Origin of the sequence: Pantoea sp. QMID4 (assembly GCF_030270445.1) — a bacterium.
Classification (GTDB): Bacteria; Pseudomonadota; Gammaproteobacteria; order Enterobacterales; family Enterobacteriaceae; genus Pantoea; species Pantoea vagans.
In genome coordinates, this window is sequence record NZ_BSXL01000003.1 from 380228 (window position 1) to 404761 (window position 24534).

Below are 24534 nucleotides of genomic sequence, written 5' to 3' on the forward strand. Positions count from 1 at the left end.
ATTCTCCGGCGTGGTACACTTTGGTTGATTTTCGCCCCAAAAACGGGGGCGCAGTATACTGTCTTTCGCCTGGAATCCCTAATGTCCTCACTGATCTACCTTCAGGGCTATCCTGCCCCTCTGCTTGAGCAGGTTCAGACGCTGATTACCCACCAGCGCTTAGGTGCGTTTCTGCAGGAACGTTATCCCGACACGCACGACGTGATGAGTGATAAAGCGCTCTATGACTACACTCAGGCGCTGAAAAATCGCTATATGCGCAATGCACCACCGATCAGCAAAGTGATGTGGGATAACAAGATTAAGGTGATGAAACACGCACTTGGCCTGCACACGGCCATCTCACGGATTCAGGGCGGCAAACTCAAGGCGAAAGCGGAAATTCGTATCTCGACCTTTTTCCGCCTCGCGCCGGAACCGTTTCTGCGAATGATCGTGGTGCATGAACTGGCGCACCTGAAGGAGAAAGATCACGACAAGGCGTTCTACCAGCTCTGCTGTCATATGGAGCCGGATTACCACCAGCTCGAATTTGATGCTCGCCTGTGGATGACAGACCAGGCGATGCGCGGCAACGCGGCTTAAAGAAACTCCTGCGCTTTCTGAATCAGGCTGGTTTTGGTCAGCGCCCCCAGAAAGCGTCGCTCCTGAGGATTATTCAGCACCGGCAGTCGCTCCAGCGTGACTGCCGCAAAGGCTTCCCACCCCTCGCGCATACTTTGATTCTGATAGGCCACCGGGAAATCCTGATCCATCACGCACTGCACCGGTGAGTCGAGGGTGATCTCCTGCGCCAGCACCCGGCGCGAAATTTCGTGAATCGACACCACACCGAGGAAAGCACCTGCGGCATTAATGACATAGACGTAGCGTTCACGCTTCAGCGAGCTGACCGCCAGCGCCTGCCCCACTGACTCTTCCGGCTGTAGTGCCGCACCGGGAATAATCAGCTCGGCAATGCGCATATTATCGAAATCATATTTCGCCTCTGAACGGCTGAAGTGATGACTCACCACCGGATAGGTACTGGCCGATTGCAGGCGATAGACCACCATTGAAGCCAGTACCGTGGCAATCATCAGCGGAAACAGCAGGCTGCTGTTGAGCGTCATTTCCAGCACCATCAGCATCGCCATCAACGGCGCCTGACTGACCGCCGCCAGCACCGCCGCCATGCCAATCGCGGCATAAAGCAGCACATTACCCAGCGGCAGATGTAGCGCTTCCCCAATCGTTGCGATGATGACGCCAAGCAGTGCACCAATCAGCAGCGAAGGCGTAAAGAGTCCGCCGACCGCGTTCGACCCTACCGACAAGCTGGTGGCGAGGGTTTTCAGTACCAGTAGCAGCAGCAGCCCCGGCAGCAGATAGTCGCCCGCCATCACTTTGACGATGACTTCGTAACCGTTACCGAGGATATCGGTGGAGATCAGTGCCAGTAAGCCTACCGCAAAGCCGCCCACGCCCAGACGCACGGGCAGCAAGGCGACCCGGCTGAACAGCACTTTGCTGCGGGCGATGCACTTTATCAGCATCCAGCCTGCCAGACCGGCACTCAAACCAATTACTACGGTCATCAGCAGGCTACTGATATCCATAGCGAAATTCGCGTTTGCCAGCGGATAGAGCGCGCTGCGGAAACCCAGCGCCCACATGGTCATCACCGCCGTCGCCGAGGCGATAATCAGGGGGATCAGCCGCTGCAACGCAGAAATACCGAAGGCGATCTCCGCGACGAAAATCGCTGAGGCCAGCGGCGCATGGTAGACCGATGCGAGGCCCGCCGCGGCCGCCATCGCCACCACGTCACTGTTTTTCAGGTTAAGCGAGGACGGTAACAGGCGGCCAATCGCGCTGCCGCACAGTGCCGAGAGCTGCACCATCGGTCCCTCTTTACCTATCGACGCACCGCTGCCGATACTGGCAATCGACGATAAGGCGCGGAACAGTGAGGTTTTGGTCGGCACCGCATCGAGCCGGGCGTTGATCACTTCAAGATAATCCGTTTTCACCGTCTGCTGCTGCTCAATGGCAACCGCATAACGCAGGAAAAAGCCTGCCAGCACCCCGCCTGCGCCCACCAGCAGCGGCCAGAAGATCCACGGCCAGAGATGCAGTGATTCAGTAATGTCGCCACTGCGGGCAAACAGCAGATGGTTGATCAGTTCAATGACGCCGCGAAAAGCCAGCGTCACCAGCGACGCCGCACATCCGACCGGAATGGCAATCAGCAATGTGGTCCAGTTTAATGCATGCTTACTTGCTTTCACCTGTGCTCCCTGGTTGATGCCTGTTTATTATCGCCTCCGCATAGTATTGGAATGCGGATCGCAGGATCAATCCCTGCCTGCCCGGCGCGCTTGCACCGCGTCGGAGAGATGTTACTCTGCCGCTTTACCGCTGCCGGAGAGATGACGTGATTCGTTTTGCCATTGTGGGAACAAACTGGATTACACGCCAGTTTATTGATGCCGCTCATGAAACCGGCGCGATGAAGCTCTGCGCGGTCTATTCACGCAGTCAGCAACAGACTGACGCCTTTATCGCCGATTATCCCTGCAGACAGACCTTCACTTCACTGGACGCCCTTGCCGCCAGCCCGGCGATCGATGCCGTCTATCTTGCCAGTCCCAATGCCCTGCACTGCGAGCAGGCGCTGCTGTTTATGTCGCACGGCAAGCATGTCATTTGCGAAAAACCGCTGGCCTCAAATCTGGCCGAAGTGGAGCAGATGATCGCCTGCGCCCGTGAGCATCAGGTGGTGCTGTTTGAGGCGTTTAAAACCGCCAGCCTGCCAAATTTCCTGCGGCTACAGCAGGCGCTGCCTGACGTGGGTAAACTGCGAAAAGCGCTGCTGAATTACTGCCAGTACTCCTCACGTTATCCGCGCTATCTCAACGGCGAGAACCCGAATACCTTCGATCCGCGCTGGTCAAATGGTTCAGTAATGGATATCGGGTATTACTGTCTGGCCTCGGCGGTGGCGCTGTGGGGTAAGCCGGACCGTATGCAGGCCACCGCGACATTGCTGGCGAGCGGCGTGGACGCGCATGGCGTGGTAGTGATGAGCTATGGTGATTTCGACGTGACGATTCTGCATTCAAAAGTGAGTGATTCCAGCCTGCCCAGCGAGATTCAGGGTGAAGCGGGCGCGCTGGTGATTGAAAAGTTATCGGAGTGCCAGCAGCTGACCTTTATCCCTCGCGGTGCGGAAAAGCAGACGCTGAGTCAGCCGCAGCATATCAACACCATGCTGTATGAAGCGGCTGCTTTTGCCAGACTGGTTGAGCAGCGTCAGGTGGATCATCCGGGACTCGAAGTTTCGCGCATTACCGCCGCGCTGCTGACTGAAATCCGCCGTCAGACCGGCGTGATCTTCCCGGCCGACCAGGCTGCTGTGTAAATATTTCTAAATATGTCTGTGAGGAGTTGCTTCCTGTGCGGCTAAACCGTAACTTACTCTCCTGCAAAGGGGAGTAACTTGTAAGCTGATTGATCGTCACTACGTTGCGCAAGCATCCGGTCATCAGGCAACCCGGAATCCATTTCTGTGTTGTAAGTGAGACCTTGCCGGAAGGCGAGGTTTGCTTACAAAAAAATAAGCGGCTGACGTCTTCTGACTTCAGTCGTTTTTTTATTTTTTAAGACAGGATACGAATATGCAAACTGTGGGTACGCCTTTACTGTGGGGCAGCTTTGCGGTTGTGGTGCTGATCATGCTGGCTATCGACCTGCTGTTGCAGGGACGCCGCGGCGCGCAGACCATGTCTTTCAAGCAGGCGGCTGTCTGGTCGCTAATCTGGGTTTCGGTCTCACTACTGTTCAGCGCCGCCTTCTGGTGGTATCTGGAGGGCAGCGCGGGACGTGAAGTGGCTAATACGCAGACGCTCGCCTTCCTGACCGGCTACGTGCTGGAAAAAGCGCTGGCGGTGGATAACGTCTTCGTCTGGCTGATGCTGTTCAGCTACTTCTCTATTCCGGCCAACCTGCAGCGACGCGTGCTGATCTACGGCGTATTAGGCGCTATTGTACTGCGTACCATCATGATCTTCGCTGGTAGCTGGCTGGTCACGCAGTTCAGCTGGATTCTCTATGTGTTCGGTGCCTTCCTGCTGTTTACCGGCGTGAAAATGGCGCTGGCGAAAGAGGATAACGGTGCGGTTGGCGACAAACCGGTAGTACGCTGGCTGCGTAAGCATTTACGCATGACTGATGACCTCGATGGTGAGAAGTTCTTCACCCGTAAAAACGGCATGCTGTTTGCGACGCCGCTGCTGCTGGTGCTGATCATGGTGGAGCTCAGCGACGTGATCTTTGCCGTCGACAGTATCCCGGCGATTTTCGCCGTCACGACTGACCCGTTTATCGTGCTGACCTCAAACCTGTTCGCGATTCTGGGTTTACGTGCCATGTACTTCCTGCTGGCGAACGTGGCAGAGCGCTTCTCAATGCTGAAGTATGGTCTGGCGATTGTGCTGGTGTTCATCGGCTTCAAAATGCTGATTGTCGACCTCTACCACATTCCGGTCGGGATCTCACTGGGCGTAGTCGGTGCCATTCTGGCGTCTACCCTGCTGATTAACGCCTGGGTTAACCGTAAAAGAGACCAGAAAAAGCTCGCACCATAATTACCTGCAGGGGCAGCAGATGCCCCTGTTTTATTTTGTGGCAGCCTGTCACGTCCTTTCATCTCTCTGTCACACTTCCATTATCCAGCATAATAAAAACCTGACCTGTGCCACAGCAACAGAACTTTCTCTTTTCTCAGACTGTCATTTCCTTATACTCCGCCGGGCAAATCGTTTTAGCCGATGCAAAACATCGCGTCTGAAACTACATCCGCGACAAAATATAGAAACTATTATGCAGAAAACTCTCTCCGCACGTCTGGGCTCGCTGCTCGCCGGAAGCCTGGTGAAGCAAATCATGATTGGGCTGATCGCCGGTGTGGCGCTGGCCTGGATTTCACACGATACCGCGCTGGCAGTCGGTCTGCTGGGTGAACTGTTTGTCAGTGCGCTGAAAGCGGTCGCACCATTGCTGGTTCTGGTACTGGTTATCGCCTCGATTGCCAACCACCAGCAGGGCCAGAAAACCAATATCCGGCCAATTATTATGCTCTATCTGCTGAGCACCTTTTTCGCGGCGGTCGTCGCGGTGGTCTTCAGCCATCTGATCCCGCAGACGCTGACGCTGGCGGTGGGCAGCACGGAAATCTTTCCCCCTTCCGGCATCACCGAAGTGTTACGTGGCCTGCTGATGAGCATGGTGTCGAATCCGATCACCGCCCTGATGCAGGCTAACTACATCGGCATTCTGGTGTGGGCGATTGGCCTGGGGCTGGCGTTCCGTCACAGCAGTGACAACACCCGCGCCTTTCTCAACGATGCCTCTGAGGCGGTAACCTGGCTGGTGCGCTGTGTCATCCGCTGCGCCCCAATCGGTATTTTTGGTCTGGTGGCGTCGATTCTGGCGTCAACCGGCTTTGGCGCGCTGTGGCAATATGCCCATCTGCTGGCGCTGCTGCTGGGCTGCATGGTGTTGATGGCGCTGGTGGTAAACCCGCTGCTGGTGTTCTGGAAAATCCGTCGTAACCCCTATCCGCTGGTCTTCACCTGCCTGCGTGAAAGCGGCGTGACCGCCTTCTTTACCCGCAGTTCTGCCGCCAATATTCCGGTGAATATGGCGCTGGCGAAACGTCTGGATCTGGATGAGGATACCTATTCGGTGTCGATTCCGCTGGGCGCGACCATCAGTATGGCGGGTGCATCGATCACCATTACCGTGCTGACGCTGGCAGCGGTGCATACGCTGGGGATCAGCATCGATGTGCCGACCGCGATTCTGCTGAGTCTGGTGGCGTCACTCTGTGCCTGTGGTGCATCGGGCGTGGCGGGCGGTTCGCTGCTGCTGATCCCGGTAGCCTGCAATATGTTCGGCATTCCGAATGATCTGGCGATGCAGGTGGTGGCCGTGGGCTTTATTATCGGCGTCCTGCAGGATTCAGCGGAAACCGCGCTGAACTCCTCAACCGATATTCTGTTTACCGCCGCTGTCTGTCAGGCAGAAGCGAAGCGCGAAACCAGCCGGGCATAAGATCGTTATTACCGTCTGTTAATCCTGTGCGCTTCGCGGATGGCTTAGTCCGATCGCAAAGTCGCTTTACGCATCCCTGCTCGCTCGGCCCGCGCCTTCCCTGGCGCGGGACGCTTTGCTCTTCGGACTAAGCCACCCGCTCTCTGAGCTTTTGAGCTATCTGAACGATCAAGTTTCAGAGCGTCACACCGCTTTTAAAAATCGCCAGCTCCCGGAAATCGTTCTTCTCGTTGTTGGTCTGCTGACCGCTGGCAATCGCCACAATACTGTCGACAAAATCTTCCAGCATCGCCTCCATGCTCATCCCTTCGATCAACCGTCCGGCATTAAAGTCGATCCAGTGCGGCTTCTTCTCCGCCAGCGGCGTGTTGGTCGCCAGCTTCACCGTTGGCACAAAACCCCCATACGGCGTGCCGCGTCCGGTACTGAACAGCACCATGTGGCAACCGGCTCCGGCCAGCGCACTGGTAGCAACCGCATCATTACCCGGTGCGCTCAGCAGATTCAGCCCCGGCGTTTTTAACCGCTCGCCATACTTCAGCACATCGACCACCTGGCTCTGCCCCGCTTTCTGGGTACAGCCCAGCGACTTCTCTTCCAGCGTGGTGATGCCGCCCGCTTTGTTGCCCGGTGACGGGTTCTCGTAGATCGGCTGCTGGTGATCGATAAAGTACTGTTTGAAGTCGTTGATCATCGCCACCGTTTTGCCGAAGGTCGCTTCGTCGCGGCAGCGGCTCATCAGAATCCGCTCTGCGCCAAACATCTCCGGTACCTCCGTCAGCACAGTGGTGCCGCCATTGGCAATCATCTGGTCTGAGAAACGCCCCAGCAGCGGGTTGGCAGTGATACCTGAAAAACCATCTGAGCCGCCGCACTCCAGACCAAACTTCAGCTCGCTGAGCTTACCCACTTCACGCCGGTCATGACGCATTTTTTCATACAACGCATGCAGACGCTCCAGCCCGGCTTCCACCTCGTCATCATGCTGCTGGCAGACCATAAATTCGACCCGGTCGCTTTCAAACGCGCCAAGCGTGTCACGGAAGGCATCAACCTGATTGTTTTCACAGCCAAGACCAATCACCAGCACTGCACCCGCGTTGGGATGGCGCACCATATTCTGCAGCATGGTGCGGGTGTTTTCGTGGTCCTGCCCCAGCTGCGAGCAGCCGAAGGTGTGGCTGAACAGGAATGCGCCATCAATGCCTTCTGCCTGCTGCGTCTCTTTCAGGAAACGCTGCAGGATCTGACGTGCAATCCCGTTGACGCAGCCAACGGTCGGCAGGATCCACAGCTCATTGCGGATGCCGACTTCGCCGTTAGCGCGACGGTAGATCTGCACTTCCCGGTCACCCGGTTGCGGTGGCAGCGTCACAAAATCGGGCTGATACGCATACTCATCCAGATCGCTGAGATTAGTGCGGGCGTTCTGCGAATGGATGACCTCACCGGCGGCCACAGACTGAGTGGCATGGGCAATTGGCAGCCCATATTTGATCACCAGCGCATCCTGCGCGATAGGCTGCAGGGCAAATTTATGCCCGCGTCCCACGGCCTGTTGCAGCACCACGCTCAGTGGCGGCAGCGCTATCGTGGCGCCCGCATCCAGGTCACGTAACGCCACGGCGACGTTGTCGCGGGGATCAATTTTGATTGCATCTTGCATAGCGTTATCTCAGTTGGCTCAGCGCCTCACGCATTCCGTGAGCGATGATATTTTGCAGGTGTCGGGTAACAACCGCAGCCAGTCCGGGCTGACGGGTTAAATCTTCGCCCCAGTGTTGCGCATCGCTGAGCACTGCGTGCACCAGCTGTTGCGGCGACATCTGGTCCGCATCAACCGCTTTCCAGGCATCGGCGAAGCGCTGTAGCCACTGCGGCTCATCCTGTAATAGCCAGTTTTTTCCGGCTGACTTACCGCGGTAGAAAGCAATCAGCGCCGCCAGCGCAAAGGTGATGTGTGTCGGCCATTCGCCGGTTTGCTGATGCGCGGCAAGCAGTGGCGTCAGGAGACGGGTGCGGAACTTAGTCATGCCATTCAGGGCAATCGACAGCAGCGCGTGGCGAATGAACGGATTGCGGAAGCGCCGCTGAACCGCATCGGCAAAGGCGTGCAGTTCGTTTGCGGGCAGATCCAGCGTCGGGATCACTTCGTGACGCAGCAGGTTGTCCACAAATCCGGCAATCGCCGGATCGGCCATCGCCTCACCCACACTCTCAATACCGGCCAGAAACGCCACCGGCACCATCGCGGTATGCGCGCCATTGAGGATCGCCACTTTCTGCGCTTTATAGGGCGCAATGTCATCCACATGTCGGACCTGCGGCGACAGCGCCGCCAGCTTCAGTTCGCTGAACAGCGCCGACGGCCCCTGAATTACAAACTGGTAGTAGACTTCGCCCGCCACCAGATAGCGATCTTCATAATCCAGCTCACGTTGCAGCTGCTCGCTCTCCGCCGGGAAGCCGGTAACGATGCGGTCCACTAGCGTGTTGTAGAACGCACAGTACTGATGAATCCAGGTTTTAAATTCGGATGGCAGGTGCCAGTGATCGGCGTAGCGCAGCACCAGCTCGCGCAGCGTGTCGCCGTTATGGTCGATCAGTTCGCACGGCACCACCAGCCAGCCCCGATCGCTGGCACCACTGAAGTGGGAATAGCGCGCCCACAGCAGCTGCGTCAGTTTGCCAGGAAAACTGCTGGCAGGCTGATCGGTGAGCTGATCCGAGCCGACAAAGGCGATGCCCGCCTCAGTGGTGTTAGAGAAGACCATGCGCAGATCGGGATTACGGGCCAGCGCCATAAATTCGCCGAACTGTTGCCAGGGCTGGATTTCACGGTTGAGGCTGCGGATCAGCCGGGTTTCGCTGACCTGCTCGCCCTGATCGTTCAGTCCGCGGATCAGCGTGGTGTAGAGACCATCCTGCTGATTCAGGCTGTCGCTGACTTCACGGTTGCGCGGCCGCACCACCACGATCCCGGCGTCGGTGCTCTGATGTTCATTCAGCCAGTCAATCTGCCAGTCGATAAAGGCGCGCAGAAAGTTGCCTTCGCCGAACTGAATCACCCGGTCGCGATAGACTGCACCGGGAAAGTCGTGGCGGTTTAGCCTTTTCATCATCAGGCTCCCAGCTCGATGCCGAAGTAATCGCGGGCATTGTTGAAGCAGATGTTCTGTACCATCTGACCCAATAGCGCTTCATCGGCTGGCGCTTCACCCTGCTCTACCCAGCGGCCAATCATCTGACACAGCAAGCGGCGGAAATATTCGTGACGGGTGTAGGAGAGGAAGCTGCGGCTGTCGGTTAGCATCCCGACGAAGCGGCTCAGCAGGCCAATCTGCGCCAGCTGCGTCATCTGACGCTGCATTCCGTCCAGCTGGTCGTTGAACCACCAGGCTGAACCGAACTGCATTTTGCCCGCCTGACCTTCACCCTGGAAATTGCCCGCCATGGTGGCCAGCACTTCGTTGTCGCGCGGATTCAGGCAGTAAAGAATCGTTTTCGGCAGCGCATTATTGAGATTCTGCGCACCCAGCAGGCGTGCCAGTGGTTCCGCCAGCGGCTGGTCATTGATCGAATCGAAGCCCACATCCGGCCCCAGCAGCTGATACTGGCGCGGATTGGTGTTGCGCAGTGCGCCAATGTGGTACTGCTGTACCCAGCCACGGCGGGCATATTCACTGCCCAGCCAGACCAGTACCGCCGTTTTAAACTGAGCCGTTTCCTGCGGATTCGTCGCGGCACCGCTGCGACGACGCGCCAGGATTGCATCCAGCGTGGCGTCATCTGCCTCGGCATAACAGACCACATCCAGCGCGTGATCGGAGACTTTACAGCCGTGAGCCGCAAAGTGATCCAGCCGCTGATTCAGTGCGCGGCGCAGATCGTCAAAACGCTGCACGCTGATGTCGGTGATCTGCTCCAGCGTCGCGATCCACGGCAGGAAGGTGTCGGCTTCGATATTAAAGGCTTTATCCGGGCGCCAGCTCGGCAGCACCTTGACGCTGAAGCTGGCATCGTCTGCCAGTGCGCGATGATGGCGCAGGTCATCCAGCGGATCGTCGGTGGTGCCGACCATCTTCACCTTCATCTGCTGCATGATGCCGCGCGTGGTAAAGCTATCCTGCGCCAGCAGTTCATTGCAGCGATGCCAGATGCTGTCGGCGGTTTTCTCAGAAAGCAGCGTGTCGGTAATACCGAAAGGCCGGCGTAATTCCAGGTGGGTCCAGTGATAAAGCGGGTTGCCGATGGTGTGCGGCACGGTGCGTGCCCAGGCATCAAATTTTTCACGATCGCTGGCGTTACCGGTACAGAACGCTTCAGCCACACCGTTGGCGCGCATTGCCCGCCATTTGTAGTGATCGCCCTTCAGCCAGATGTCATAAAGGTTAGCGAAACGATAATTTTCGGCAATCTGCTGCGGCGGTAAGTGGCAGTGATAGTCGAAAATCGGCTGATCCTTCGCGTAATCGTGATAGAGACGACGGGCGAATGCACTATCCAGTAAAAAATCCTCGGTCATGAAACGTGACATACAAGCTTCCTCATCGACTGAACCACTGATGGCCCAAAGTTATCATACCAATTTTAGTCCGTTACGGATTTATTTGCGATCCTGCTCACATAAACGGCGGTGCCTGACTGCCGTTATGGACGTTCCTGTCGCCCGCAGCGCGCTAACTGGCTGTCATTACGCAGGTTTACAGTATCCCACAGTGCAGAAAGGGTTTTTGTGATGGCTCTCAACTTTTAAAGTTGTATAACAAGTTAGGCTCTCGCTCCATCATGAGGTCGTTAGTGACTCAGATAACGGCAAGGTCATAACAGGGTTGCTCACACAGAACCTGCGGGCGTGAGCAGAGCTGCATCACGTGCTGTCCCGCTCCAGATAACAACAGCGGCAAGACCGCATACAGAACTGGAAGAGGTAGAGGATGCGTAAGATCAAAGGGTTACGCTGGTACATGATTGGACTGGTGACGCTCGGTACGGTACTGGGGTATCTGACCCGTAATACCATTGCCGTTGCCGCCCCAACATTACAGACAGAGCTGCATATCACCACGCAACAGTACTCCTACATTGTGGCAGCCTATTCAGCCTGCTACACGCTGATGCAGCCGGTAGCAGGTTATGTGCTGGATCTGCTTGGCACCAAAGTCGGCTATGCCATGTTTGCCATACTGTGGGCAATATTCTGCGCCGCCACGGCGATGGCGGGTAGCTGGGGCGGCTTTGCGCTGGCCCGTGGTGCAGTGGGCGCCGCAGAAGCGGCGATGATCCCGGCCGGCCTGAAGGCGAGCAGCGAATGGTTCCCGGCCAAAGAGCGCTCGGTTGCCGTAGGCTATTTTAACGTCGGCTCGTCTATCGGCGCGATGCTCGCGCCGCCGCTGGTGGTCTGGGCGATCATGGTGCACAGCTGGCAGATGGCCTTTATCATTACCGGCGTGCTGAGCATGGCCTGGGCGCTCTGCTGGCTGGTGTTTTACAAGCACCCGAAACAGCAGAAGAAGCTGAGCGATGAAGAGCGCAACTATATTATCTCCGGTCAGGAAGCACAGCATCAGACCGGCAACACCCGTAAAATGTCAGCGCTGGAGATCATCCGCAACCGCCAGTTCTGGGGCATTGCGCTGCCGCGTTTTCTGGCAGAACCGGCGTGGGGAACCTTCAACGCCTGGATTCCGCTGTTCATGTTTAAGGTTTACGGCTTCAATCTGAAAGAGATTGCGATGTTCGCCTGGATGCCGATGCTGTTTGCAGATTTCGGCTGCATTCTGGGTGGCTATCTGCCGCCGCTGTTTCAGCGCTGGTTCGGCGTTAACCTGATCGTTTCCCGTAAGCTGGTGGTAACAATGGGGGCGGTGTTAATGATAGCGCCGGGCACCATCGGGCTGTTCACCAGTCCTTACGTCGCCATTGGTCTGCTGTGCGTCGGTGGCTTTGCGCATCAGGCCCTCTCTGGCGCGCTGATCACCCTGTCGTCAGACGTTTTTGGCCGCAACGAAGTTGCGACAGCGAATGGCTTAACCGGCATGGCCGCCTGGACCGCCAGCACCCTGTTTGCGCTGGTTGTCGGCGCCCTGGCCGATACGCTGGGCTTCAGCCCGCTATTTGCCGCACTGGCGGTGTTTGATCTGCTGGGTGCCGTTGTTATCTGGACGGTCCTGAAAAATAAACCGATTTCAGAGCTGAATACTGAAGCGGCCATTCCGCAGGCCAGCGTTGTGCGCAGTTAATCTGCCAGGCTGGCTTGCGCCAGCCCATTTCCTCGCACGCCCTGAAGTGGTATAACAACTTATCTGACTGCTACCAGGATTGTGCTATGGACATCACTGAATCCCGTCGACTCTACCAACAGCTGGCCAGCGAGCTGAAAAGTCGCATTGAAACCGGAATCTATCCGGTGGGTGACAAACTGCCTGCTGAGCGCCTGATTGCCGAAGAGATGGAAGTGAGCCGCACCGTCGTCCGCGAAGCGATCATCATGCTGGAAGTGGAAGGCTATGTTGAGGTCCGTAAAGGATCAGGCATTCACGTCATTGCCAGCCAGCAGCAGAACCGCATCGCCGCCACCAGCAGCCAGCTGGAGTTTGCGACTTTTGGCCCGTTTGAATTACTGCAGGCGCGCCAGCTGATTGAGAGTAACGTGGCGGAATTCGCTGCCACCCAGGTGACGCGTCAGGACATTATCGATCTGATGGCGATCCAGGAAAAAGCCCGCCAGGAGGATCACTTCCGCGACTCCGAGTGGGACATGCAGTTTCATGTGCGAATTGCGCAGTCCACCCAGAACAGTGCCTTAGCCGCCATCGTTGAAAAAATGTGGTTGCATCGTCTGCACAATCCCTACTGGCTTAAACTTCACGAACACATCGACCAGCGCAGCATTCTCAGCTGGTGCGACGACCACGATCAGATTCTTAAAGCCCTGATGCGAAAAGATCCCGCCGCCAGCAAACTGGCGATGTGGCAACATCTGGAAAATACTAAGCAGATGCTGTTTAACGCGACGGCGGATGATTTTGAATTTAACGTGGATCGTTACATGTTTGGTGAAAATCCGGTCATCCTGCCTGATGGGTCTAATAACGCCCGCTAGACTTGCCTGAAAACACCCTGAGATGGTCAGTTAATCTGCAATAGTGTCAGGTCATGTAAAGCTCCTTTTTACACGCCGTTTCACAAGGTAAAACTCCTGTTCGCCAGAGAGTTTTCCTGTCTCAGGCAGGCGATTTTTGTTACAGTTATCGCCCTTTTATTACCCTTTGCGACAGGGTTTTATAAAGTCGCTGATTTAACAATCAATTCTGGATGGATCCGGAAAACCCCGCCCAGGCTGCGATCCTAAAATTTATAACGAAATGCCAGTCTGCGTTTGAGTCCCTGTGGGACATGTTTAACAATGATGTTCAGGAATGATTGATGGATATTTTGCAAGCGTTGCTGCATGCCCTGTGGCAACAGGACTATGAAACCCTTTCCGACCCCACGCTGGTATGGGCCATTTACGGCGTGCTGTTCATGATTTTGTTTTTAGAAAATGGCCTGCTTCCTGCCGCATTTCTGCCGGGTGACAGTCTGCTGATTCTGGTCGGCGTTCTGATTGCCAAAGGCACCATGAGTTTCCCGTTAACGATTCTGGTTTTAACCACCGGGGCCAGCCTCGGCTGCTGGGTGAGCTACATTCAGGGTCGCTGGCTGGGCAATACGCCTACGGTACAGAAATGGCTTTCTCATCTTCCCGCCCAGTATCATCTGCGCGCGCACAGTCTGTTCCACAGTCACGGCTTATCTGCCCTGTTGATTGGCCGCTTTATCGCCTTTGTGCGAACGCTGCTGCCGACAATTGCCGGGTTATCAGGCCTTAGCAATGCCCGCTTTCAGTTCTTCAACTGGGTGAGTGCTTTCCTCTGGGTGGTCATTCTGACCGTTATCGGCTTTGCGCTGGGTAAAACCCCGATTTTCCGTCGTTATGAAGATGAGATGATGTTCTTCCTGATGATGCTGCCACTGGCGCTGCTGGTCTTTGGCCTGGTGGGATCGCTGGTCGTGCTATGGCGTAAGCGTCAGGCGAATCAGAACGGGAAAGCCGAGTAATGAAATTGCTGCAGGCTATTCCTAAACGGTGGATACCGTGGTTGATTGCTGGCGCGCTTGCGCTGACCGCGCTTTGTGTGGTTCCTCCTCTGATGCAGCACGAGACAGTGGTGCAGATTCGGGTTTCTCATGCTGGCGCAACGTTGCCTGATGGCTTTTATCTCTATCAGCAATTAAGCGCGCAGGGTATTCGTATCAAAAGCATTACGCCTGCGGGTGACGCACTGATCATTCATTTTGACAGCGAAGAGCAGAGTCTGGCCGCACAGAAAGTATTGCGCCGCCTTCTGCCGCAGGGCTTTATCGTCGCCCAGCACGATCACGCTCAGCACCTCTCTCTGGCGTAATCTGACCTTCTCTTTGCTTTCAGGCCGCCGCGGCCAACTGCGGCGGTTTGAAAGGCTCTCTATCTCCCGGTCTTCTTTGAACTTTTTACTATCGCTGTCTATGCTTAACGAAGAGTCGATTCTCCGTACCCGCAGAAATAATATTATGCGTGTGATGACGAATCAGGTCGCAAAGGAAGGTTCAGGACCAATGAAATATCAAGTATTACTGGGCGTCGCGTTGCTTTCGCTGTCGGGCTCTTTACTCGCGGCAGAATCGCTTTGTGAGCAGAAAGAACAGGATATTCAGCGTGAAATTGGAATGGCGCAGAAGCATAACAATCAGCGCCGGGTTAACGGTCTGGAGCGTGCGCTGACCGAAGTCCGGGCTGATTGCAGCGATAAAAAGCTGGAAGCCGCCCATCTTGAAAGAATTAATGCTCAGAAGCAGAAAGTGGCTGAGCGTGAGCACGCACTCAGGGAAGAGCGTGCAGAGGGCCGTGACAGAGAAAAGATTGCCAGGCGACAACAAAAACTGGATGAAGCGCGCCGGGAGCTGAAAAAGTTACAGGCGGAGCCCTATTAATCGGAATTAACCAACTGATGTTAAAGGAGTATTTTATGTCTAAAGACACATCATCAGAACATTTGCGTGCTGAACTGAAAAACCTTGCCGATACCCTGGAAGAAGTGCTGAGCAGCAGCACCGAAAAATCCAAAGGCGAGCTGGATAAACTTCGCAGTAAAGCGCGTGATGCGCTGGATAGCTCACGTGAACGCCTGGGCGAATCAGGCGAGCGTATCGCAGCGACTACCCGCGAAGCGGCGCAGAAAGCCGAAGGCTATGTGCGCGAGAATCCATGGCATGGTGTGGGTATCGGTGCAGCGATTGGCGTCGCACTCGGCATGCTCATTTCGCGACGCTAATTATGACCAACTCACAGCAGAACCACGGCCCGGCTAAAGGGGTCATTAACATCGGCCAGCGTATCGTTACCACACTGGTTGGCATGGTTGAGACACGCGTTCGTCTGGCAGTGGTGGAACTGGAGCATGAGAAAGCGAATCTGATACAGATGCTGTTGATGATTGGCCTGACAATGTTGTTCACTGCGTTTGGTCTGATGAGCCTGATGGTCCTGATCATCTGGGCAGTCGATGCACAATATCGTCTGATGGCGATTGGCATCACGACTGGTACGCTGTTTTTGCTGGCGGTTATTTTCGGGCTCTGGACGCTTCACAAATCACGTCAATCCACGCTGTTGCGCCACACGCGCAAAGAGCTGGAAACAGACCGTAATTTGCTTGAGGACCAGCGCTGATGAGCCGCCGCGAGCGTGAAGAACGCATCCATGAACTGCTTAAGCATGTGCAGCAGCAGCGGCTGGATTTGAGCGCTGCGCGGCGTGACTGGCTGGAAGGCACCGCCCACTACGATCGCGGCTGGTTTACTTTCCTCAGCTTACGTCGCTACCTGGCCATTGGCAGCAGCGCGCTGGCCGTTTACTCCATTCGCAGTCCGAGCAAACTGTTGCGCTGGGCGAAGCGGGGATTTGGTGCATGGAGCACCTGGCGTATGATCAAGTCTGCTATGCCCCCACGTTAATCCTGCTTAAAGCCGGTCCTGAAAGGCCGGCTTTTCTTCTTCAGAATTTCTGAAGAACACTGACAGTATATATCGCTTACAACCTTTCCACGCCGCGATTATCATCTCCAGCTATCAACCCAATGATTGCAGAACTGCTTTCAGCGGGCATAAACCCTGCGGGCAGTCTGCCCTGCATCTCTGATAGCGCTGGAGTAAATGATGAAAAAATTCGAAGACGTTGGTTTATTAGTGGCTCGTATCCTGATGCCAATCCTGTTCATTACGGCCGGCTGGGGCAAAATCACCGGTTATGCCGGTACTCAGCAATATATGGAAGCGATGGGCGTCCCTGGCTTTATGCTGCCGCTGGTTATCCTGCTGGAGTTTGGCGGCGGTCTGGCGATTCTGTTCGGCTTCCTGACCCGTTTTACTGCCCTGTTCACTGCAGGCTTCACCATCCTGACCGCGTTTCTGTTTCACAGTAACTTCGCCGAAGGCGTAAACCAGCTGATGTTCATGAAGAACCTCTCTATCGCAGGGGGTTTCCTGGTGTTAGGTCTGGTCGGCCCGGGTGCATACAGCCTTGATCGCCTGATCAGCAAAAGAAAACCACAGGCGATTACGCGCTAATCTCACATAAAGCGCATTGCCACATATACTTAACAGGGCGGGGACATTTCTCCGCCCTGTTTGCATTGGAGCCATTATGGGACAGTTAATTGACGGTGTCTGGCATGACACCTGGTACGACACCAAATCTACCGGTGGACGTTTCAAGCGTTCAGAGTCGGCTTTTCGCAACTGGGTAACGCCGGATGGCAGCGCCGGTCCGTCAGGTAAAGCGGGGTTTGCCGCTGAGCGCGATCGCTATCATCTTTATGTCTCGCTGGCCTGCCCATGGGCGCACCGTACGCTGCTGATGCGCCAGCTGAAAGGTCTGGACAGCATGATCGATGTCTCCGTGGTACATCCACTGATGCTGGAGAACGGCTGGACATTCGATGACACCTTCCAGGATGCGACCGGCGATAAGCTCTACCAGAACGAATTCCTTTATCAGCTCTATCTGCACGCCGATCCGCAATACAGTGGCCGCGTAACCGTGCCGGTATTGTGGGACAAGCAGCAGAACACCATCGTCAGCAATGAGTCGGCGGATATCATCCGCATGTTCAACAGTGCGTTTGATGCGGTGGGTGCCCGTGCCGGAGACTACTATCCCGTTGCGCTGCGTGAAAAGATTGATGAGCTGAATGGCTGGATCTACGACACCGTGAATAACGGCGTCTATAAATCGGGCTTCGCCACGTCGCAATCCGCGTACGATGAGGCCGTCACTGCGCTGTTTCATTCGCTGTCGCGACTGGAACAGCTCCTGGGCGAGCATCGCTATCTTACCGGCGATCAGCTGACCGAAGCGGATCTGCGTTTGTGGACCACGCTGGTGCGCTTTGATCCGGTCTATGTGACCCATTTCAAATGCGATCGTCACCGGATCGGTGACTACAGAAACCTCAGCGGTTTCCTGCGCGATATCTATCAGATGCCGGGCATTACGGAGACGGTCAATCTGCCGCATATCCGTCACCACTACTACTGCAGCCACAAGACCATCAACCCGAGCGGCGTCATTTCGCTGGGCCCGGCGTTTGACTGGAATGAACCGCACGGCCGCGGTTAAGCTTGTCTGTTGTTCCCGCCAAAAAGCAAAAACCCCGCCGAAGCGGGGTTTTTAATTAACAGTTGATGCTGACCGTTTAGGCAGATTGCTTTAATCACATGTTGCGTATCTGGCTTTGGGTGGAAGAGTCACTTGATTAGTGCTGGCGATTGGGTCTCTAAAGATTGTCAGCGAAAATCTACCTTACTTAGCGTTAGCGAATGTGATTTGCTGTCATGAGATATATAGAAGTAAGGCGTAACATTACCTTCCTTTTCCCATTTTTCAGACAATCCATTATGCTCCACCGTCCTGTAACCTAAGGACGCCAGATAATTTTTAACCTCTGCTAAAGGAGCATCCGTGGTGTAAACAATACTACTTTCTTGCAGCTGGCTACCATCCTGCGCGGTAAACGTAAAATGATATGATCCAGATGCACGTGGAGCCCCCCTGATATCCCTGTCAGTGTATAGATAATATGCCCATAGATTTGACTGAGTGTAGCCTTCATCTCGTTCAGCTACCTTCTGCATACTACAATCAATCAGTAGAAAAATAATGATGGTGACAGCGCCGATTGCAGCGATCCTTTTTAACATTTTCACTCTCTGTTTACTGAAATGCGTTAATAATTCCGGATTTATTATTAGACCGCAGTACTATGTCGTCATTAGGAGTAAGTTTATATGGTATAGCCTGTTTCATAAATCGCGGAAGCTGACCTTTATAAGGGCGCGGGCAGGTAAATTTTTCTATAGGATCAGGAAATAATAAGGGTAAAAAAACCGTGTTTTTATAATTACTAATCGGTCCATAATGGTCCCATCGGCGAAAGGCTGATTCTTTGCTAGCGATTTTAAGTTCTCCCCAATATACACGGGGAAAATTAACTTTGTAGAAACCAAATAAGTCCGATACAAGATCCTCGCCACTGAAACCGCTATCAGTATACCAACTGAACCAGCGCATTGACTGCCAATTTTCAAAAGCGACAGCAGTACTCATCATCATCGCCAGTGCAATATTCTGCCTTTCTGTGAGAGTTCTCCCTTTTTTTATCTCCCAGACATTAAAGCGACCAATAGTAAACCGGCTGATCCCCATAGTTTGTTCATAGCGCACCCGGTAATAAGATTCGTTGCCAGCTTCACCAGTTGAGAACTGTGCCATAAGTTGACGAACATCATCCCCACGAGCATGACCCATATCAAGCCAGCCAAGCACGTCTGAATAAAGAAGGCCACGCCTAATCCCGTTTTCTGAACCAAATTGGGATGAATCCAGGATCTCTCCACGATTGCTCAAATTGAGTACCTCACAAATCCATGAGTCATAATTCCCTCTATTTACATTCCATTATCCTGTGAGGAATATTACTAATGCCTAACCATAATAACAATAAAAAACCACAGGAAAAGCTGTATTTAGTGAATATCATATGCACGGTAACCTGCAAAAAACGATGCGAAATATTAGCTGTTGATGTTTTCATTATCGAATATTTTACTATATAGGTAATGCTTCGATTCTGTGATATAAATGAAGATGTAATTGCTGTTGGTTTACATACAAAAAGAATTTTTCATTCTCTATAATCGTCTGTCCAGAGATGCTAAACACAACGCACCAAACTTCGACATTAATATCTGCCTCCACATTGCCCACAAAGTAAAAAGTCTACGCTGACCATTAAGCCGCGTTCTTTTCATAGAGAGCATCGTAGACAGTCATTCATCATAGTCCGCACATAGCCCCTAAAGCAAAAACCCCGCCGAAGCGGGGTTTTCAGTAAAAAGTCGAAGCTGACCGTTAAGCCGGGTTCTGTCGTGGACAGTCATTCATCTAGGCCAGCAATCGCTCACTGGCTCAAGCAGCCTACCCGGGTTCAGTACGGGCCGTACCTTGTGAACCCCTATTTGGCCTTGCTCCGGGTGGAGTTTACCGTGCCACGAACTGTTGCCAGTCGCGCGGTGCGCTCTTACCGCACCCTTTCACCCTTACCTGATCCCATTTCTGGGCCATCGGCGGTTTGCTCTCTGTTGCACTGGTCGTAGGCTTACGCCTCCCAGGCGTTACCTGGCACCCTGCCCTATGGAGCCCGGACTTTCCTCCCCTCTGCCCGTCTCCCCACAAGTGAGGACGACGACAAAGCGGCGACTGTCTGGTCAGCTTCGGCGCGGGATAATAGGACATTCGCCGGCGTTTGTCACGCCTCTTGCTGCTCCAGCGCATACTTATAAAGGGCATTTTTCTTCACGCTGTGGATCTCAGCGGTCAGCGCAGCCGCGCGCTTCAGTGGCAGCTCTTTTTGCAGTAGCGCCAGCGTACGCAGCGCATCGGCCGGTAACGCGTCTTCGTCATCGACCTTGTGCCCTTCAACAATCAGTACCATTTCGCCTTTGCGACGATTCTCATCTTCTTTCACCCAGGCCAGCAGTTCGCCAACCGGTGCGCCGTAAATCGACTCCCAGGTTTTGGTCAGCTCGCGCGCCAGCACAACGTAGCGTTCAGCACCCAGCTCACTCACCATATCCTGCAGACTGTCGATCAGACGGTGGGTCGATTCATAAAAAATCAGCGTGCGTGGCTCCTGCACCAGCGCCCGCAGCGCATCGCAACGGCCTTTGGTTTTGGCGGGCAGAAACCCTTCGTAACAGAAACGATCGGATGGCAGTCCTGCAGCACTTAACGCGGCGATGGCAGCACAGGCACCGGGCAGCGGCACCACACGAATACCCGCTTCACGGCAGCGACGCACCAGATGGTAGCCCGGATCGTTGATTAGCGGCGTGCCAGCATCGGAAACTAAGGCTATGCTTTGACCCTCCTGCAGCTTCATTAACAGCAGTTCAGCCTTGTGCTGCTCGTTGTGGTCATGAAGTGAGAAGAGTCGCGCATTGATGGCGAAATGTTGTAGCAACAGCCCGGTATGACGTGTATCTTCCGCAGCGACCAGATCGACGCTCGAAAGCACCGTCAGCGCCCGCTGGGTGATATCACCCAAATTACCAATCGGGGTTGGAACGATGTAGAGCGTGCTGGCAGAAATCTCTGCCCGATCGAGTTGTTTCATTGTTTCATCCGAATTGCCGATTTAATATTGAGCATCTTGAAAAAAACATCACTGGATACAGTATGCTTCCTTCAAAAGTCGTTCGTCATAAAGCAGGACGCTTTCTGCCTGTCATTCTTGCTGGTCTGATTTTAGCCGCATGTAGCGGTCAGGGGCCGCAAACCTCAACCGTCAATATTCAGGGGCCAGTCACCGCCAGCTCCGCTTACTATTTGCAGCAAGCGCAGCAAAGCAGCGATGATAGCAAGACCGACTGGCAATTACTCGCAATCCGCGCCCTGTTGAAGGAAGGAAAGTATCCTGAGGCGACCCAGCAACTGAACCAGTTGCCGCAGCAACTCTCTGAGACGCAGCAACAGGAATCCCTGCTGCTGAAAGCGCAATTGCTGATCTCACAGCAGAAAACCAAAGAGGCTGAACCCCTGTTAGCACAGGTGAAAACCGGCGCACTGTCGCAGGATCAGCTGGCGCGTTATTACAGCCTGCAGATCGCCAGCGCCCAGGGTCGCCCTTCACTCTCACTGCTGCGCACCTATATTGCGCAGGAGCCGCTGCTGAAAGGCACCGATCATCAGGCCAACATTGATGCCACCTGGCAGACACTGACGCAGATGTCGCCGCAGGAGGCCAGCAACCTGGTGATTAATGCCGACGAAAATGTGCTGCAGGGCTGGCTCGATCTGCTCGCGGTCTGGCGCGCTAACGCGCAGGATGCGGAGATGCTGAAATCAGGCATTAAAGACTGGCAGACCCGCTATCCACAGAATCCGGCGGCCAAAACGCTGCCGACGCAGCTGAGCCAGATGCAGAACTACACCAAAGCCTCAACCAGCATCATTGCGCTGTTGCTGCCACTGAACGGTCAGGCGCAGGTGTTCGCCAATGCCATCCAGAAAGGCTTTAACGATGCGAAAAACGGCCTATCCGCACCGGTCGCTCAGCCTGCTGCTGCCCAGCCGGCCTCTGCAGATGCGACGGCCAGCACGCAACCTGCCGCTGCCGCGGGATCGGCTGCCGATCCCATCAGCGCGCCGCAGCAGTCTGCTGACACCCCAACCCAACCTCAGTTACAGCCCCAGTCTCAGCCTGCTGCAGCCGCACCGGTCAGCAATGCCCAGATTAAGGTCTATGACACCAGCAGCCAGCCGATTGAGCAGGTGATGCAGCAGGCTCAGCAGGATGGCGCCACTATCGTGGTCGGCCCGCTGCTGAAGAGCAACGTTGAGAAGGTTGCCAACAGCCAGACGCCACTGAACGTACTGGCGCTCAATGAGCCGGAAAAGATCCAGAACCATCCGAATATCTGCTACTTTGCGCTTTCTCCTGAAGACGAAGCGCGCGATGCCGCGCACCATATCTGGGATCAGGGCAAACGCCAGCCGCTGCTGCTGGTGCCGCGCAGTGGACTGGGCGATCGCGTGACCAACGCCTTTGCTCAGGAGTGGCAGACGCTGGGTGGCAGCACGGTCATGCAGCAGCGCTTTGGCTCGACCTCTGAGCTGAAACAGGGCATCAACAGCGGTGCGGGTATCAGCTTATCGGGTACGCCGGTGAATGCTGCACCTGCCGAGCCGCAGGGCGTTTCGATTGCGGGCCTGACCATTCCGGCACCGCAACAGAGCACGCCAGATGCGGTCAGCACCAGCAGCGGTGGCGGCGTCGATGCGGTCTACATCGTCTCTACGCAGGATGAACTGCAGCTGATCAAACCGATGATTGCCATGCGCACCGGCAGCCGCAGCAACATCTCGCTCTACGCCAGTTCGCGCAGCGCGCAGGCGGGTGCCGGCCCGGACTTCCGTCTGGAAATGGATGGCCTGCAGTTCAGCGATATTCCGTTGCTCTCCGGCAGCAACCCTGGCCTGATGCAGCAGACCTCGAAGTCATTCAATAATGATTACTCGCTGGTGCGTCTCTATGCCATGGGTATGGATGCCTGGACGCTGGCGAATCACTTTAACCAGATGCGTCAGTCTCCTGGCTTTACGCTGGACGGCAATACCGGCAAGCTCAGTGCCGACACGGATTGTGTGATCAACAGGAAGTTGACATGGAACCAGTATCGTCGGGGCGAAATCGCACCGGCCAACTAAATCGCCGTCAGATTGGTGCCGGACATGAAGAAGATGCCCGGCGCTATCTGGAGCAGGCAGGCCTGATATGGGTTGCCAGCAATGTTCACTTTCGCAATGGTGAACTTGACCTGATTATGCGTGACGGGCACTGTTGGGTGTTTGTTGAAGTCCGCTACCGGCGCGATGCGCGTTATGGTGGCGCACTCGCCAGCGTTACCCGGAATAAACAACAAAAGCTGCTGCGCGCTGCCGCTCTCTGGCTGGCGCAACGCGGCGGCAGTTTTGAAACAGTGAATTGCCGTTTCGACATCATCGCCATTACCGGCACGGCGCTCGAGTGGCTGCCGAATGCCTTTAATGCAGACGTTTAGAACCAGGTGGTCGTGTGCAGGAAAGAATTAAAGCGTGTTTTACCGAAAGTATTCAAACCCAGATTGCCGCAGCCGAGGCATTGCCCGATGCTATCTCGCGCGCGGCCATGACGCTGGTGCAATCGCTACTTAATGGCAATAAAATCCTGAGCTGTGGTAACGGTGCTTCATCCGCCAATGCCCAGCACTTCGCCGCCAGCATGATCAACCGTTTTGAGACCGAACGCCCCAGCTTACCGGCGCTGGCCTTGAGTGCAGACAACGTGATGCTGACCGCGATTGGTAACGACCGTCTGCATGATGAAATCTATGCCAAGCAGGTACGTGCACTGGGTCACGCAGGCGATGTGTTACTGGCTATCTCAACCCGGGGCAACACCCGCGACATCGTTAAGGCGGTAGAAGCGGCGGTAACACGCGATATGACTATCGTTGCGCTTACCGGGTATGATGGCGGAGAGCTCGCCGGACTGCTGGGTCCGCAGGATGTCGAAATCCGCATTCCGTCGCACCGCAGTGCCCGTATTCAGGAGATGCATATGCTGACTGTGAATTGCTTATGCGATCTGATCGATAACACTCTCTTTCCCCATCAGGAATGACCGAAGGAGCACGAATGAAAGCATTGAATGCTATAACTATTCTGTTAACCGCCATGCTGCTGCAGGGCTGCGTTGCGGTTGTCGCTGGTGGCGCAGCGGTTGCCACCAAAACGGCGACCGATCCCCGCTCGGTAGGGACGCAGGTTGATGACGGCACCCTGGAGCTGCGCGTCACTAACGCGCTGGCAAAAGATCAGCAGATTAAAACCGATGCCCGCGTCATCGCCACCGCCTATCAGGGCAAAGTGCTGCTGACCGGCCAGGCGCCTTCGCAGGAGATCGCCAATCGTGCCAAACAGATCACCATGGGCGTTGATGGCGCAACCGAGGTCTATAACGAGATCCGTATCGGCCAGAAAGTGACGCTGGGCACCACGTCCTCCGACACCTGGATCACCACCAAAATCCGCTCGCAGCTGCTGGGCAGCGATCAGGTGAAATCCTCCAACGTGAAGGTGACGACCGAGAATGGCGAAGTGTTCCTGCTGGGTCTGGTGACGCAACAGGAAGCGCAGGCCGCGGCCGATGTTGCCAGCCGCGTCAGTGGCGTGAAGCACGTCACCACCGCCTTTACCATGCTGAAGTAACACACTAAAACGTAAAAAGGCGGCCCTGGCCGCCTTTTTTATTGCCT

At 55.1% G+C, this 24534-nt stretch carries 25 protein-coding genes and 1 other RNA gene; 18 read left to right on the forward strand and 8 right to left on the reverse strand.

The genetic code is table 11. From position 1 onward, the window contains the following. The first annotated feature begins 81 nt into the window (after nt 1-81). The gene (locus QSK07_RS09145; protein WP_013359120.1) at nt 82-585 is read left to right on the forward strand and encodes a M48 metallopeptidase family protein; all 504 of its coding nucleotides are present in this window, start codon (nt 82-84) and stop codon (nt 583-585) included. Here QSK07_RS09145 and QSK07_RS09150 read toward each other — a convergent pair. Then, nucleotides 582-2270 (reverse strand): chloride channel protein, encoded by a 1689-nt coding sequence (locus QSK07_RS09150; protein WP_285721430.1) that lies wholly within the window; start codon nt 2268-2270, stop codon nt 582-584. The two genes, QSK07_RS09145 and QSK07_RS09150, sit on opposite strands and share 4 nt — an antisense overlap. Before the next feature lie 146 nt (nt 2271-2416). Between QSK07_RS09150 and QSK07_RS09155 the strand changes: the two genes are divergently transcribed. The 3 genes from QSK07_RS09155 to sstT all read left to right on the forward strand — a co-directional run bounded on the left by QSK07_RS09155 (nt 2417) and on the right by sstT (nt 6096). Beyond that, on the forward strand, nt 2417-3403 hold the full coding sequence (locus tag QSK07_RS09155; RefSeq protein ID WP_285721431.1) for a Gfo/Idh/MocA family protein: 987 nt from the start codon (nt 2417-2419) through the stop codon (nt 3401-3403). Between the two features lie 256 nt (nt 3404-3659). Beyond that, nucleotides 3660-4628 (forward strand): TerC family protein, encoded by a 969-nt coding sequence (locus tag QSK07_RS09160; protein WP_285721432.1) that lies wholly within the window; start codon nt 3660-3662, stop codon nt 4626-4628. Between the two features lie 235 nt (nt 4629-4863). Next, nucleotides 4864-6096 carry a serine/threonine transporter SstT gene (gene sstT / locus QSK07_RS09165; protein WP_285721433.1) on the forward strand — a complete coding sequence of 411 codons (1233 nt, stop codon included), beginning with the start codon at nt 4864-4866 and terminating at the stop codon, nt 6094-6096. 175 nt (nt 6097-6271) lie between these two features. Here the strand turns inward: sstT and QSK07_RS09170 are convergent, their stop codons facing one another. Genes QSK07_RS09170 through uxaC form a run of 3 tightly spaced genes read right to left on the reverse strand, consistent with a single transcriptional unit; the run spans nt 6272 to nt 10633 of the window. Further along, a complete protein-coding gene (locus tag QSK07_RS09170; protein WP_098052316.1) occupies nt 6272-7762 on the reverse strand; it encodes a UxaA family hydrolase in 1491 nt (496 codons plus the stop codon). Nucleotides 7763-7766: 4 nt separating this feature from the next. Next, the gene (locus tag QSK07_RS09175) at nt 7767-9215 is read right to left on the reverse strand and encodes a tagaturonate reductase (protein WP_275221646.1); all 1449 of its coding nucleotides are present in this window, start codon (nt 9213-9215) and stop codon (nt 7767-7769) included. A gap of 2 nt (nt 9216-9217) precedes the next feature. Continuing rightward, on the reverse strand, nt 9218-10633 hold the full coding sequence (gene uxaC / locus QSK07_RS09180; protein WP_285721434.1) for a glucuronate isomerase: 1416 nt from the start codon (nt 10631-10633) through the stop codon (nt 9218-9220). Between the two features lie 400 nt (nt 10634-11033). Between uxaC and QSK07_RS09185 the strand changes: the two genes are divergently transcribed. The 10 genes from QSK07_RS09185 (at nt 11034) to QSK07_RS09230 (ending at nt 17797) form a co-directional block, all read left to right on the forward strand. After that, entirely contained in the window at nt 11034-12338 is a 1305-nt protein-coding gene (locus QSK07_RS09185) for an MFS transporter (protein WP_098052314.1), read from the forward strand. Nucleotides 12339-12424: 86 nt separating this feature from the next. After that, nucleotides 12425-13201, forward strand: a complete 777-nt coding sequence (gene exuR, locus QSK07_RS09190) for a transcriptional regulator ExuR (protein ID WP_013359130.1) — start codon at nt 12425-12427, stop codon at nt 13199-13201. 323 nt (nt 13202-13524) lie between these two features. Continuing rightward, nucleotides 13525-14199 carry a DedA family protein gene (locus QSK07_RS09195; RefSeq protein WP_285721435.1) on the forward strand — a complete coding sequence of 225 codons (675 nt, stop codon included), beginning with the start codon at nt 13525-13527 and terminating at the stop codon, nt 14197-14199. Further along, the gene (gene mzrA, locus QSK07_RS09200) at nt 14199-14546 is read left to right on the forward strand and encodes an EnvZ/OmpR regulon moderator MzrA (protein ID WP_013359131.1); all 348 of its coding nucleotides are present in this window, start codon (nt 14199-14201) and stop codon (nt 14544-14546) included. The genes QSK07_RS09195 and mzrA overlap by 1 nt, the downstream gene beginning before the upstream one ends. Before the next feature lie 190 nt (nt 14547-14736). Further along, on the forward strand, nt 14737-15111 hold the full coding sequence (locus QSK07_RS09205; protein ID WP_285721436.1) for a DUF1090 domain-containing protein: 375 nt from the start codon (nt 14737-14739) through the stop codon (nt 15109-15111). A 35-nt stretch (nt 15112-15146) separates the two neighbouring features. After that, the gene (locus tag QSK07_RS09210; RefSeq protein ID WP_033733985.1) at nt 15147-15452 is read left to right on the forward strand and encodes an ElaB/YgaM/YqjD family protein; all 306 of its coding nucleotides are present in this window, start codon (nt 15147-15149) and stop codon (nt 15450-15452) included. A 2-nt stretch (nt 15453-15454) separates the two neighbouring features. Then, nucleotides 15455-15850, forward strand: a complete 396-nt coding sequence (locus tag QSK07_RS09215; RefSeq protein WP_098052312.1) for a phage holin family protein — start codon at nt 15455-15457, stop codon at nt 15848-15850. Beyond that, the gene (locus QSK07_RS09220) at nt 15850-16134 is read left to right on the forward strand and encodes a YqjK-like family protein (protein ID WP_013359134.1); all 285 of its coding nucleotides are present in this window, start codon (nt 15850-15852) and stop codon (nt 16132-16134) included. Before QSK07_RS09215 ends, QSK07_RS09220 begins: the two co-directional genes overlap by 1 nt. A gap of 201 nt (nt 16135-16335) precedes the next feature. Next, nucleotides 16336-16746 (forward strand): DoxX family protein, encoded by a 411-nt coding sequence (locus QSK07_RS09225; protein WP_098052311.1) that lies wholly within the window; start codon nt 16336-16338, stop codon nt 16744-16746. 76 nt (nt 16747-16822) lie between these two features. Continuing rightward, on the forward strand, nt 16823-17797 hold the full coding sequence (locus QSK07_RS09230; RefSeq protein WP_285721437.1) for a glutathione S-transferase family protein: 975 nt from the start codon (nt 16823-16825) through the stop codon (nt 17795-17797). Nucleotides 17798-17964: 167 nt separating this feature from the next. Here the strand turns inward: QSK07_RS09230 and QSK07_RS09235 are convergent, their stop codons facing one another. The 4 genes from QSK07_RS09235 to rsmI form a co-directional block, all read right to left on the reverse strand. Beyond that, on the reverse strand, nt 17965-18378 hold the full coding sequence (locus tag QSK07_RS09235; protein ID WP_285721438.1) for a hypothetical protein: 414 nt from the start codon (nt 18376-18378) through the stop codon (nt 17965-17967). Between the two features lie 13 nt (nt 18379-18391). Continuing rightward, nucleotides 18392-19084 (reverse strand): hypothetical protein, encoded by a 693-nt coding sequence (locus QSK07_RS09240; RefSeq protein ID WP_285721439.1) that lies wholly within the window; start codon nt 19082-19084, stop codon nt 18392-18394. Between the two features lie 489 nt (nt 19085-19573). Further along, an RNA gene (gene rnpB, locus QSK07_RS09245) (RNase P RNA component class A) lies at nt 19574-19952 on the reverse strand. A 33-nt stretch (nt 19953-19985) separates the two neighbouring features. Then, nucleotides 19986-20852 carry a 16S rRNA (cytidine(1402)-2'-O)-methyltransferase gene (gene rsmI, locus QSK07_RS09250; protein ID WP_285721440.1) on the reverse strand — a complete coding sequence of 289 codons (867 nt, stop codon included), beginning with the start codon at nt 20850-20852 and terminating at the stop codon, nt 19986-19988. 62 nt (nt 20853-20914) lie between these two features. On the opposite strand from rsmI, the gene QSK07_RS09255 reads away from it, so the two are divergent. Genes QSK07_RS09255 through dolP form a run of 4 tightly spaced genes read left to right on the forward strand, consistent with a single transcriptional unit; the run spans nt 20915 to nt 24487 of the window. Beyond that, a complete protein-coding gene (locus tag QSK07_RS09255; protein WP_285721441.1) occupies nt 20915-22945 on the forward strand; it encodes a penicillin-binding protein activator in 2031 nt (676 codons plus the stop codon). Next, on the forward strand, nt 22903-23298 hold the full coding sequence (locus tag QSK07_RS09260; RefSeq protein ID WP_033784093.1) for a YraN family protein: 396 nt from the start codon (nt 22903-22905) through the stop codon (nt 23296-23298). The genes QSK07_RS09255 and QSK07_RS09260 overlap by 43 nt, the downstream gene beginning before the upstream one ends. Nucleotides 23299-23312: 14 nt before the next feature. Next, nucleotides 23313-23900: a DnaA initiator-associating protein DiaA gene (diaA, locus tag QSK07_RS09265; protein ID WP_003855538.1), complete on the forward strand. Its 588-nt coding sequence runs from the start codon at nt 23313-23315 to the stop codon at nt 23898-23900. 14 nt (nt 23901-23914) lie between these two features. Further along, nucleotides 23915-24487 carry a division/outer membrane stress-associated lipid-binding lipoprotein gene (dolP, locus tag QSK07_RS09270; protein ID WP_098052306.1) on the forward strand — a complete coding sequence of 191 codons (573 nt, stop codon included), beginning with the start codon at nt 23915-23917 and terminating at the stop codon, nt 24485-24487. The last annotated feature ends 47 nt before the right edge of the window (nt 24488-24534 follow it).